Here is an 11,749-nt window from a genome sequence, read left to right as displayed (position 1 = left end):
GCCCGCCCCCGACCGGCTGCCTCTGCCCCCCGCCGCGTACCCCGTACCGGGTGTACGGCTGCTGCGCGGCGCCGTCTACTCCGCCCCGGCCGGCACCCGCCCCCTGGAGCTCGACCTGTGGCTGCCCGAAGAGCCGCAGGGCGCGCTGCCGGTCATCGTCTACATTCACGGCGGCGGCTGGCGCACCGGTACGCGCGGGGACATGGGGCCGCGCATGCGTGACTGGCGGCCCGGACCCTTCGCCCGGCTGGCCCAGGCCGGGTTCGCCGTCGCCAGCGTCGACTACCGCCTCAGCGGTGAGGCGCTCTTCCCCGCCCAACTCGACGACGTCACCGCCGCCCTCACCTGGCTCCGCGCCCGCGCCGGTGAACTCGGCCTGGACATCGGCCGTTTGGTGACCTGGGGCGAATCCGCAGGCGCCCACCTCGCCGCCCTGCTCACGCTCACCGCCCCGGTCCGCGGCTGCGTTGCCTGGTACGGGCCGACCGACCTCACCACGATGCCCGCCCAGGCCACGCCCGGCGCGTACGACCCCGCCGACCCGCACACCCGCGAAGCCCTGCTCATCGGAGCGGCGATCGCCGACGCACCCGCCCTCGCCCGAGCGGCCAGCCCGGTCACCTATGTCACCACCGACGCACCGCCGTTCCTCATCCTCCACGGCACCGACGACGCCGCGATCCCCCTGGCCCAGGGCGAACAGCTCGCCGCCGCCCTGCGCGACGCCGGTACGGAGGTGGACTTCCGCCCCGTCCCCGGCGCCGACCACGCGTGGCTCGGCCTGTCCGACGAGGACGTCGAGCGGTGCTTCCACACGTCTCTCGAATTCGCCCGCGCCCACACCGCGGCGTAACCACCAATGCGACTGCCTGCCCAGCCGAAGCGGCTGGGCAGGCAATGGCTCCGTACGCCCTGCTAGAGGCCGATGGTGCCCGGGCCCGCGCCCCGTATGACGACGTCCTTGATCGTCTGCGGGTCGTCGACGGTGTAGTCGTAGTAGTCCGCCGGTCCTCCACAGTCCCGCCGGTGACCGGTTCGCCGGTGTCACCGACGAAGACGTTGTTACGTTCGACGAGGTGGCCATCGGGGCCGGCGTAGCTGTTCGTCATGGGCTCTTCCGCGTCACCCCGCGTCCGTGCGGGGCGGGGAGTCGCATGAGCCGGTGCATCATCGCGTACGCGAAGCGCAGCCCGCGGTCGTCCAGCGCCCCGACAGAACGCTCGCTGGTCTCGTACGGGATGGGATGCACCCCATCCACGCCTGTCGTGACGCCCGCCTGGAACATACGGCCGCTCACAACCACCACCCTCGCCCCGGACGGTACGGCCAGCCGCCGCCCCACGGCGGCGATTTCCCCGTACCGCATCAGCACATCGGCATGGTCGAGCGTGCACAGCACCCTTTCCTGAGCAAGGTCGTGCGTTGCTGTCCCGGCCTCTCGGTCGGCTGCGGTCCGGGACCGGCGCGGGGAGCGCCCATCAGCAGAGGGACGCTCCCCAGACCGCTTCTCGCAGGAAAGGCCCACACCGCGCTCGAAGAGCGGGTTGGCGGAGTCGCCCGCCGCGGGTGGTCACTGACTTGCGGGCACCGTGTCCTCGAAGGTTGTGCCTGCCGCCCTATAAGCGACGATCTTCGTGGCGACCTGGGCCGGAGTCAGTACCTGGTCCTTGACGTGCAGCACGTAGTCGACCTTCTGGTCGTAGGCGCGTGGTGTGGTGCTGGTCTGGCCCGCGAGGTCGATGAGCCACTGGTTGAAGTTGATGGACATCGGCCGTTCGGGCAGGTAGCGGGCGTCGTGACGGCCGAACTCCTGGCCGTCGACGTAGTAGGTGATGTTGCTGTCGTTGATGGTGACGACGAGGTCGTGCCAGCCGGCGTAGCTGGTGCGGGACTCCGAGTGCTGGTTGACGGCCTCCCAGGGGTCGGGCCGGTAGGTCTCCCACGATGTGGTGTAGAGGATGTTGGCGGGCTCGCCCCAGCCGCCGTTGGGCAGGTACTCGAAGTCGTACTCGGCGTAGTCGTCCGCCATCGGGGCCTTGAGGTCGTTGATGGTGAAGAACGTCTGCACGACGCGGTTGCCGTCGGGCCCCGACTTCGGCGCGTCGGAGAAGCGCACCCGGGCCGCGTAGGTCCCGTTCTTGAACTTCGTTGCCTTGGTGAGGACTTCGGTGTGCTTCGTGGACTCAGGGGTGCCGGCTGTCGAGGTCTCCAGGTTCATGATCGAGTTGGTTCCCTCCTTGGCGAAGGTGACGTTCTGCGCCGCCCAGGTCGCGCCCGGCACCCCCGGCCCGCCCGCGTTGGACCGCACGCTCCAGCCGTGGGCGCCGATCGCCGGATCGGTGTGCGAGGTGTAGTTGAAGTCGTCGAAGAGGGTGGCGCCCCCGGTCGGCGGATCGGTCGGGCCGGGGCCCGGTCCCGGGTCGTTGCCCTCGGGCGCCGTTCCCCACACCGGCGTACCGCCGACACTGGCGGTGACCTTGGACCAGTTCCCGTACGCCGTCTGGGCGGGCCCGAAGGAGTAGTCGTCGTTCTGGTTCAGCGGCTGCCAGTTGGAGCGGTGGAAGCGCAGCTGCATGTCGCCGGTGTTCGCGCCCGGCGCGAGAGTGCCGGCGCCGGCGGTGAAACCTATCTCCAGGTAGCGGTCGGCGGTGGCGGTCGGCCGGGCCAGGGTGCCGAAGGTGCCGGTGATGTTGGCACAGCCCTTGACCGCCCAGGAACAGGCGAAGGTGTACGAGGCGCCGGCGTCGGCCTTGAAGTAGTACCGGATCTTGACCTGGCTGAGGGAGACCGGGGCGCTCCCGGTGTTGACGGCTTTGAACCAGGGCTCGGCCTGGTCGCTGCCGGCGGCGCTCTGCCGGTACTGGACTGTCAGTGACTCGCCGGCGGCGACAGCGGGCGCCGCCGACAGGGTGGCGCAGCCGAGGCCGGCCACGAGGGCGGCGGCCAGGGCCGCGCGTATCCGTGTGGTGCGCGCTCTCTTGCTCCTGCTGATGTTGATGCTGGTCACTTGGTGTTCCTCTCAGGACGAAGGATCGCGGAGGGGCGGCTCGGCACTCCGAGAGCGTCGAGCCGGGTTCTGTGGTGGTGCAGCCGTGCCTGGAATCCGGGCCAGTCGTGGCCGCCGGACCAGGCGGTGTCGGCCAGTGCGCACAGCCGGGGAAAGGCGAGGTACTCGGCGTGCGCGGCGGTGGCGACGTACTCGGTCCACAGCTGCGCCTGGGTGCCGAGCACCCGTGCGGCGGCTGCCGTCTCCCAGTGGGAGGGTGCGGGTTCGGTCGCGTACACGGCCGGCAGGTCGACTGCGTCGCCCGACTGGCCGGGCGGTTCGTCGGGGCGGTCGGACTGCGGGTAGTCGAGGTACGTGGAACGGTGCGGAGCCATGATCACGGGCTGACCGCGGCAGGCCGCCGCCAGCCCGTGTACCTCGTCGCGCCAGGCCAGGACGGCGAAGGACTCGGGCAGGTCGTGACCGGTCTCCGTCCACCCCAGCGGCCGCCTCCCGCGCCCGGTCAGGAAGTTCCCGATGCGCTCCATGAACCAGCCGTGGAGCGCGTCGGGGCCGTCCAGCCCTTCCTCGGCCACGCGTCGCAGGGCGGCGGGGGAGCGGTGCCATTCGGTGGTCGGGCACTCGTCGCCACCGACATGGATGTAGGGCGAGGGGAAGAGGTCCAGGACCTCGTCCAGCACGGTGCGGCAGAAGTCGAGGACCTCGTCGGTGACGCCGAGAACGGTGTCGCACACTCCCCAGCTCTTCCACACGTCAAGTCGCCGCTCGGGGAAGTTGCCGAGGTGTGGGTAGGCGGCCAGGGCGGCACGCGCGTGGCCCGGCATCTCGATCTCCGGTACGACGGTGACGCCCCGCTCGGCGGCGTACACCACCAGATCGCGTAACTCCTCGCGGCTGTACGCGCCGCCGTGCGGCACCCCCGCGACCTCCGTGAGCCTGGGGTACGCCGCGACGGGCATCCGCCAGCCCTGGTCGTCCGTCAGGTGCAGGTGCAGCACGTTGAGTTTGTGCAGGGCCAGCAGGTCGGTGAAGCGCCGCAGGAAGGAGACGGGCTGGAAGTGGCGCGCCACGTCGAGCATCGCACCGCGCCAGGCGTACCGGGGCACATCCGTGATCTCGACGCCGGGGACGGACCACCGCACGCCGCGTACCGGGTGTGCCCCCAGGGCGGCGACCGGCAGGAGCTGCCGGATGGTCTGGACACCGTGGCGCAGCCCGGCGGCGCCCGCGGCGCGCAGCAGCACCGCTTTGCCGCTGACGGTCAGGCCGTAGCCTTCCGCGCCGAGGCCGGCGAGGGCGGGGTCGAGGATGAGGACGATCCGGCCGTCCGGGGCGAGGGGCAGCGGCAGGCCGGTCGCGGGGGCCAGCAGGGTGCGCAGCAGGGCGGCGGCGGGCCCGGCCCCCGGGGTGACGCGGATCGCCGTCGTGTCGTCGAGGGTGAAAGCCCCGGCGGACCTGCTGAGTTTCGAGGGGCTCGGGACGAGCCCGGGGTCTGTGGCCGGTGGGAACACGGTGCCTCCTATCCCTTGACCGCGCCGCCGGCCAAGCCGGTGGCGACCCGGCGCTGGAGCACCAGGAAGAGGATGAGGACGGGCAGCGCGAAGAGCGTGGAGGCGGCCATGGTGGCGCCCCAGTCGGTGCCGAAGACGTTCGAGAACGAGGAGAGCCAGACCGGGAGGGTGCGGTCGTCCTGGTTCTTGATGATCAGCATGTTGGCGAAGGCGAATTCGTTCCAGGCGGTGATGAAGCCGAAGAGCGAGGTGGCGAGCAGGCCGGGCGCGAGGAGCGGGAAGGTGACCCTGCGGAACGCGGCCGCGCGGGTGCAGCCGTCGACCTGGGCGGCCTCCTCCAGTTCCTTGGGTATGGCGGTGAGGAAGCTTCGCAGGGTGACGATGGTGAACGGCAGGGTGATCATGAAGTAGACGAGGGTGAGGGTGGCGAGCCGGTCGAGCATGTCGGTGTCGCGTGCGATGACGTACATCGGGATGAGGAGCGCCTCCCAGGGCGCGACCTGCGCGATGAACACCATCAGGACGAAGCCGCGGCGGCCCTTCCAGCGCAGCCGCGCCACCGCGAAGGCCGAGCCGATCGCGACCGCCAGGGCAAGCAGCACACAGCCCGCCGTGACGATGAGGCTGTTGCGCCAGAACAACCAGAACCCGTCGGCGTTCACCGCTGCGGAAAAATGCTCCAGCGTCAGCGAGGTGGGCAGGAAGACGGGCGTCTCGGCCTGGATGTCGGGGGTGGGCTTGAAGGCGGTGAGGACCATCCAGTACACGGGAAAGACGCAGAGCACGAAGACGACGAGCGCGCCCGCGTTCAGGGGCAGCCGCCGCAGCATGCCGGACGTGGATGCGGGGAGGGGTCTCACAGCTCGGCCTCCTGCCGGAACATCTGACGGAAGTAGAGGATGAGCACGGCGATCAGGATGAGTACGGTGAGGGTCGCCGCGGCGGCTCCGAGGTCGTAGCGGTGCAGTGACCGGGCCACCTGGTAGGAGTAGACCGGCAGGGTGGTGGTCGCTCCGCCGGGTCCACCCCTGGTGACGGCCCAGATCTGGGCGAAGCACCGGAAGACCCAGATGACTTCGAGGCTCAGGATCAGCCCGAAGACGGGCCTGAGGACGGGCAGGGTGATGGAGCGGAAGATCTGCCAGTTGCCGGCGCCGTCGACGCGGGCGGATTCGAAGAGCTCGGTGGGGACCGTGGTCAGCGCGGAGTGCAGGGTGATGGCGACGAACGGCACGGACTGCCACACGACGAACAGGACCAGTACGGTGAAGGCCGCCGGCCCGTGCGCCAGCCAGGAGTAGTCCTGGAAGGAGTCGAACCCCAGCCGCACCAGCAGCCAGTTGACCACTCCCAGGCGGGAGGAGAAGAGCCACTGGAAGACGGTGGTCGTGGCGATGACGGGGCTGGCCCAGGCGAGCACCAGTCCGCTCAGGACCAGGGTCCGCATCCGCTTGCCCAACCGCTGGAGCATCAGCGCGACGACTGTGCCGATCACCATGATGAGTACGACGTTGATCCCGGTCCACCACAGCGTGCGCCGGACGACCTGCCAGAATTCGCCGTCGCGCAGGATCTCCCGGTAGTTCTCCAGACCGGCGAAGTCCGCGCCTCCGCGGATCAGTTCGGCCATCCCGTAGTGCTGGAGGGAGATCAGCAGATTGCGGGCGAGGGGGTAGGCGAGCAGGAAGGCGATGCCGACGACCGTGGGTGCGATGAGCAGGTAGGGCCACAGGGCGCCGGGAACGGTGCGTCGGCGTCCGGCCGGAGCGGAAGCCGGTGCCGGGGCTGTTGCTGCTGCTCTGGTGTCCGGGCCGGTGCGGGTGGCGGGGCGCGTCATGCTCTCTTCCCCGGCCGGGCCCCGGTCATGAGTTGAGCGTCTTGCTGATGGCGTCCGAGGCGTCCTTCGCGGCCTTCTGCCGGTCGCTTCCGGTCAGCACCGCGGTCATGTACTCCTTGATCGGGTTGGTGGCCTCGACAGCGGCCCATTGCGGGGAGTTGGGCGTCGCCCGTCCTCGCACGGCCGCCGCGGCCATGGCGGCGGTGCCCTCGTTGTCCTCCAGGGCGTCGGCCAGCGACGTCCGGTTGGGCACGTAGCTCATGGTCTTGGCCAGATCCCTCTGCCACTTCTCCCCGGCGAGCGACTTGACCACTTGGTACGCCGCGTCCTGGTGGGCGGATGCAGCGGGAATGATCAGATCCGAACCGCCCGTGAAAGTGGCCCCCGGTGTGCCCGCCGTCTCGCCGGGTATCGGGAAGAAGCCGAGCTTGCCCGCGAGGGCCGGGTTGGCCTGCTCCACGATCTTGGCGCCACCGGGAACGGCGATGATCTGGGCGACGTCCCCCTTGGCGAATACGTCCGCCTGCGGCGGCTTGGCCTCGTCGGAATCCTTGGGGCCCTTGCCCAGCGCCTGGAGCCGCTTGTAGAAATCCATGCCCCGGAGAGCTTCCGGGGTGTCGAGCGAGCCCTTCCACTGGTCACCGCTCTTCTCGGCGAGTTCTCCCCCCTCCTCCCAGATGAAGCCGGCGAGGGTGTACCAGTTCTGGCCGGGCAGATAGATGCCCTGCGTCTTGCCCCGGTTCAGCTTTTCGGTGATCCGCAGCCACTCGTCACGGGTCCTGGGCGGGGAGGTGATCCCGGCCTTCGTGAAGAGATCCTTGTTGTAGACCACGACGCGGTTGGCCGCGTACCAGGGGACGCCGTACTGCTTGCCGTTGATCTTCCCCGGCTCGGCGAGGCCGGGAAGCCAGTCACTGCCGTGCAGTTCCCCGACCTTGTCACTCAGATCCAGTACGCCGCCGCTCTGCGCGTACTGCGCTACCTGGGTGTTCCCCACCTCGATCACGTCGGGGGAGTCCGTGCTCGCCAGCGCGGCGGTGATCTTCTCGCCTATGCCGTCCCACTCCTGTATCTGGATGTCCAGGACGGTGTCCTTGTGCTGTCGCTCGAAGTCCTCTTCGAATCGCTGGAGGTAAGCGTCGGAGACGCTGTCCTTCATGATCCATACGGTCAGCGTGTCGGGACCGGCCGCCTGCTCGGAGCCGGACGACGAGGTACTGCAGGCGCTGAGCAGACAAGCGGCCGCGAGCGCCGCGGCGGTGGGGATGAAGCGGATCTTCACTGGATTCACCTCGAGAGAGAGTTGACCAGTTGGTCAACTGGGCAACGATGTGGCTCGAAGGTGGCATAGACCAATGTGGGCGTCAACCCCCTGGGGAATAAGGCTTTTTCGGTAGGTGGGGGCGCGGCGAGCGCCTAAACTGCCGTTTACCACCAGACCAGTTGTGAGCGAAGAGGCAGAGAGGTCGGAGTCATGGAGAGCAGCTCCTCACGTGCCGTACTCAAGCGGGAGCGGGTCCGGGAGTTCCTCCTCGGCCTGATCGAGGTACGCCGCCCCGGCGACGCCATCCCTTCGGAACGTACGCTCAGCGCCGAACTGGGCGTCTCCCGCCCCACCCTGCGCGCCGCCGTCGACGAACTCGTCGCTACCGGGCAGCTCGTACGCGAACACGGCCGCGGCATGTTCGTCGCCCCCGCCAAGATCATTCAGGAACTCGTCTCCGACGACGCCTCCTTTGTCGTACCCCGGGCAGGCGGCACCTGGTCCAGCAGGCTGCTGCGACTCGACACCATCCGTGCGGGTGCCCGTATCGGCCGCAAACTGCGCATCTCCCCGGCTGCCGAGGTGGTCTACATCGCCCGGCTGCGGCTGGTCGACGGGACGCCGATCGCGATCGAACACCTCCACATCCCCGCTGACCTGGTCCCCTCGCTCAGTCCGCAGGAACTGGAGGCAGGAGACCTGTACGACCACCTGCGCGAACACCATCAAGTCCACGTGGACCAGGCGGTTCAGTCCATCGAACCGACCGTCGTCAACGAGGCCGAAGCCGGTGTGCTCGACGTTCCGGTTCTCTCACCCGCCCTGCTGATCGAGCGCCTCACGACCGACGCCGCAGGCCACCCCGTGGAGTACGTCCACTCCGTCTACCGCGGTGACCGCTACCGCATCGTGTCCCGACTCGCCCTCGGCGCCACTGCCCCACATCCACGTCCCGAGAGCCACCACCCGGGCATTCCCCCGGGCGACTTCGCACACGGGGACATCATCACGTCGTCGACGACAGGAGACGCCCGCTGACCGGCCCGACCCACCGGCGGCGACCACCGCGGGTCGCCGGCCGCTGTCGGCACCATCTCCCTGCCCGTCGCTGGGGCCCCGTGCCGGACGCCCCAGCGACGCCCCGGGGAAGCCCAGAACGGCTTTCAGCGGGTGAGATCAGCCAGGCTGTTGAGTGCGGTGTCGATCTCTGCTGCAGTGTTGATCACGGCGGTGCCGATGCGCGTGTAGGTCGAGGTGGACAGCCGCACGCGGTGGGCGGCAGCGTGGTCGACGACCTGCTGATGGGTGTGGCCTGCCACGCTGAAACAGGTGATGCCCGCTGACAGTGCCGGGTCGGCAGGAGTGTGCACGGTGACCCCGCGAATGCGGCTCAGTCCTTGTTTCACCTGGGTCGACAGCTGTGTGATCCGGGTGGCCACGCGTGCTCGGCCCAGCTGCTCATGCAGAGCCACCGCCACCGGTAGGGCGAAGGCATACTCGAACGCCAGAAACCCGCCGGGCGACAGGGGCGCTGCTCCTCCGCCGCTGATGAAGCTCACGAACGTGGGCCGCAGCTGCTCGAGGACGTCCGGCGCCACCCAGACCAGCCCCGTTCCCCTTGGACCGAACAGCCATTTGTGCGTTCCGGCGATCACCACGTCCGCACCCAGGCCGGCGGCATCCTCGTCGACTGCCGCCAGCCCGTGCACGCCGTCGACGACCAGCAGGCACCGGTCGGCAGGACTGCGCCCTTCATTGGCCCGGCGCACCACCTCGGCCACCGCACGCACCGGCATCCGAAGCCCCGTGCTGGACTGCACCCAGGTGATCCCCACGACTCTGGTGTTCGGGCGTATCGCCTCGCCGACCGCCGCTGCGATGCCGTCCGCCGTCGCGGTGGCCGGATCGGCGAACCAGGAGACCAGCCGCACCGTGTTGCCATGCTTTTCGGCGGCCAACTGGGCGGCGGTGCGATGGGAGACGTGGTCGTGCTCCGTCAACAGGAACTCTTGTCCCGGACGGGTCACGACGCCGTTGTACACGACACCCAGCCCGATACTCGTGCTCGCCGTCATCGCGATGTCCTCGGCCCGGCCTCCCAGATAGGCCGCGAGCGCCTGGCGTACGCGGGGCCATCCGGTCGGACCATCGGGCAGCGCCATCCCCGTGGGCACCGACAGAGGATTGGCGTCGACCTGTGCCCTCAGATGATCCACCGCATCCCGCACCACCTTCGGATGCGAGGCCAGGTAGAACAACGCGAGGTTCACCCATCCCGGCTCCAGACGAAACTGCGCCCGCAAGGCGTCCCAGTCCACACGCCCGTCGACCGTAGTGACCGGCCGCTCCCGTGGTGTGTCCACCCCTGCCGCGCCGGAGCTGGGCACGAGGGTGACGGCCACCGCTCCCGCGGTTTTCGCCAGCAGACCGCGCCGACTCGTCATCGACATCCAGCACCCCTTTGCACCGCGACCGGCGGAGCGGTGGCGGAATAGCTGTCGGTGCCCTTCTGATAACGACGTTACGCGAGGTGGCCGCGGTTGCCGACAGCACGATCACCCAAACGGGCCTCTGTCTGTGAAGCGATGTCTTGTCGGGCATCTGGTGCCGTTGTGGGAGTTGCGCCGACGGGTGGTGTCACTGACGGAGGTCATGCGCCCGCAGAGTGGAGGCCGGCCTCACCACCGGAGCCGCGCCTCTTCGTCATCCGGTGAGACCCGTGCCTGTTTCTGCCCGTCTGAGGGTCACTGACCGTGGCCGCGCTCTGCGTCGTTGAAACCGCGTTGGTCTGCGTCCCCAGCCCGGTACCGTACGTCAGCCTCCGGGCGCAGATCGAGCATGTCGAGGAAAACACCAAGCTCGGCGGAGTTCCTGACATAGCTGGCGACGGTTCGTCGGGCGGCGCGGCGCTGATCCAGGGCCGTCGCCACGGCTGCGGTGCTGTCGTCGGCGTCCATGCCGATGATCCGACCACGGTTGAACGCCCACCGCATCATTGCGGCGCGCGATGCGGTCGGTCGGAACGCCGCCGTGGGTGCGGCCATCTGGTGGGGCTGCGGGTCGTTGACAGGCATGCTGGGTCACTCGGCCCTGAGCTGCTTCGGGCCCCGGCTGCCGTTCCGACTCCGTACGTCCGGCTCATGTCTGGCGAGGTGCTCTCCCCCGGCGCGGGGATCCCGCACGCCTGTCTCTCCGGCCTGGGCGTGGAGATCATGACCGCCTCCGACAACGTGCCGCGCTGCGGGCTGACGCCCAAGCGCATCGACAGCGCCGAATTGCTGAGGATCATCCGCTTCACCGTGCTGCTGACGCGCGTTCTGAGCCCCGCTGCCGACGGCCAGGAAGGTGAGCGCGTCATACCCCGCACCGGTCGACGACTTCCGTCTCTTCCACTCCTCTGCACCCGGGGAAAGACCCATCTCGGGGGAGAGCGGGGGTCGTTGACCTTGCGGCCGGGTGACGCCGCCTACATCCCCCGCGCAAGCCTGCCGGTTCCTCTGCGAAATAAAAACCGCAACTAAACTTAACCGGTTTGGTCCGGAGCGTTGTGTGAGGAAGGGAGAGCCCATAATCTCTCTCTCGGTCGCCGGACAGATGGGCCAACTGGCTTGACCCATCTCTCCGTTGATGGGAGATCCGCGCGATTGCAGTTTGGGTGAGAGTGATTCCACCTGTCTGGCGTGAGCCGCATTCCGCGATCAGGCAAGAGCAGTCGGTCCGGCATTCACGTCACTTTGAGAATCAAGTCCGTGGCTCCGGGATCACCACACCGTGCTGGCAGCAGTCGACGGTGACGGTGTGCCGGTCTGTCCACTGCTGCTGCACCCTGCGGCCGCGAGCAGGGCCCCCACCGCTGCCGCGCTCCACCGGTACCGTTTCGTCACGTCGGCTCCCACTAGGGTCTGTTGCGAAAGTGGATCTTGATCGGTGATGATCATGGTGTGGCGCGTGGAGATCTGACGGATGCACAGTGGGCAAGGCTTGAGCCGTTGCTGCCGGTGGGCGGCAAACCGGGGCGGCCGCGGCTGTGGACTCGGCGGCAGCTGATTGACGGCATACGGTGGCGGACCCGGGCCGGGACGCCGTGGCGGGACGTGCCGGAGCGGTACGGGCCGTGGGACCGGGTCTAC

The 11,749-nt window shown here is 69.0% G+C and carries 12 protein-coding genes; 4 read left to right on the top strand and 8 right to left on the bottom strand.

All coding sequences use genetic code 11. The features are described from left to right. Positions 1–853: alpha/beta hydrolase (locus tag J7E96_RS36025; RefSeq protein ID WP_251070928.1), on the top strand; the 853-nt coding region annotated here is incomplete at its 5' end. Between the two features lie 252 nt (positions 854–1,105). Here J7E96_RS36025 and J7E96_RS36020 read toward each other — a convergent pair. The 6 genes from J7E96_RS36020 to J7E96_RS35995 form a co-directional block, all read right to left on the bottom strand. Next, positions 1,106–1,399, bottom strand: a complete 294-nt coding sequence (locus J7E96_RS36020) for a hypothetical protein (RefSeq protein WP_215138001.1) — start codon at positions 1,397–1,399, stop codon at positions 1,106–1,108. 171 nt (positions 1,400–1,570) lie between these two features. Beyond that, positions 1,571–3,007, bottom strand: a complete 1,437-nt coding sequence (locus tag J7E96_RS36015) for a cellulose binding domain-containing protein (RefSeq protein WP_308296296.1) — start codon at positions 3,005–3,007, stop codon at positions 1,571–1,573. Further along, on the bottom strand, positions 3,004–4,518 hold the full coding sequence (locus J7E96_RS36010) for a beta-N-acetylhexosaminidase (RefSeq protein ID WP_215137999.1): 1,515 nt from the start codon (positions 4,516–4,518) through the stop codon (positions 3,004–3,006). The genes J7E96_RS36015 and J7E96_RS36010 overlap by 4 nt, the downstream gene beginning before the upstream one ends. A gap of 8 nt (positions 4,519–4,526) precedes the next feature. Then, positions 4,527–5,348, bottom strand: coding sequence for a carbohydrate ABC transporter permease (locus J7E96_RS36005; RefSeq protein WP_215138005.1), 822 nt, complete (start codon positions 5,346–5,348; stop codon positions 4,527–4,529). A gap of 26 nt (positions 5,349–5,374) precedes the next feature. Continuing rightward, complete coding sequence (locus J7E96_RS36000) at positions 5,375–6,355, bottom strand: carbohydrate ABC transporter permease (RefSeq protein WP_215137997.1); 981 nt, start codon at positions 6,353–6,355, stop codon at positions 5,375–5,377. Positions 6,356–6,380: 25 nt separating this feature from the next. Beyond that, a complete protein-coding gene (locus tag J7E96_RS35995) occupies positions 6,381–7,637 on the bottom strand; it encodes an extracellular solute-binding protein (RefSeq protein WP_374196762.1) in 1,257 nt (418 codons plus the stop codon). Positions 7,638–7,829: 192 nt separating this feature from the next. Here J7E96_RS35995 and J7E96_RS35990 point away from each other — a divergent pair, with 192 nt between their 5' ends. Further along, on the top strand, positions 7,830–8,657 hold the full coding sequence (locus tag J7E96_RS35990; RefSeq protein WP_215137993.1) for a GntR family transcriptional regulator: 828 nt from the start codon (positions 7,830–7,832) through the stop codon (positions 8,655–8,657). Positions 8,658–8,782: 125 nt separating this feature from the next. Here J7E96_RS35990 and J7E96_RS35985 read toward each other — a convergent pair whose 3' ends face one another. Then, a complete protein-coding gene (locus J7E96_RS35985) occupies positions 8,783–10,069 on the bottom strand; it encodes an aminotransferase class V-fold PLP-dependent enzyme (RefSeq protein ID WP_251070927.1) in 1,287 nt (428 codons plus the stop codon). 294 nt (positions 10,070–10,363) lie between these two features. After that, positions 10,364–10,693 (bottom strand): hypothetical protein, encoded by a 330-nt coding sequence (locus J7E96_RS35980; RefSeq protein WP_215137991.1) that lies wholly within the window; start codon positions 10,691–10,693, stop codon positions 10,364–10,366. Between the two features lie 66 nt (positions 10,694–10,759). Here J7E96_RS35980 and J7E96_RS35975 point away from each other — a divergent pair, with 66 nt between their 5' ends. Further along, positions 10,760–11,140 carry a hypothetical protein gene (locus J7E96_RS35975; protein WP_215137989.1) on the top strand — a complete coding sequence of 127 codons (381 nt, stop codon included), beginning with the start codon at positions 10,760–10,762 and terminating at the stop codon, positions 11,138–11,140. A gap of 420 nt (positions 11,141–11,560) precedes the next feature. Then, positions 11,561–11,749, top strand: a 189-nt coding sequence (locus J7E96_RS35970; protein WP_215137987.1) for a transposase, incomplete at its 3' end; no start/stop codon positions are given.

This window comes from Streptomyces sp. ISL-96, assembly GCF_018614035.1.
Taxonomy (GTDB): domain Bacteria; phylum Actinomycetota; class Actinomycetes; order Streptomycetales; family Streptomycetaceae; genus Streptomyces.
The sequence above is the reverse complement of the archived record's forward strand: the minus strand, read 5'-3'. Positions and strand labels throughout refer to the sequence as shown.

Coding starts and splice junctions, on each gene's coding strand:
- J7E96_RS36005 (WP_215138005.1), bottom strand. CDS start 5,348: ATGCTGCGGCGGCTGCCCCTGAACGCGGGCGCGCTCGTCGTCTTCGTG.
- J7E96_RS36000 (WP_215137997.1), bottom strand. CDS start 6,355: ATGACGCGCCCCGCCACCCGCACCGGCCCGGACACCAGAGCAGCAGCA.
- J7E96_RS35990 (WP_215137993.1), top strand. CDS start 7,830: ATGGAGAGCAGCTCCTCACGTGCCGTACTCAAGCGGGAGCGGGTCCGG.
- J7E96_RS35985 (WP_251070927.1), bottom strand. CDS start 10,069: ATGTCGATGACGAGTCGGCGCGGTCTGCTGGCGAAAACCGCGGGAGCG.
- J7E96_RS35980 (WP_215137991.1), bottom strand. CDS start 10,693: ATGCCTGTCAACGACCCGCAGCCCCACCAGATGGCCGCACCCACGGCG.
- J7E96_RS35975 (WP_215137989.1), top strand. CDS start 10,760: ATGTCTGGCGAGGTGCTCTCCCCCGGCGCGGGGATCCCGCACGCCTGT.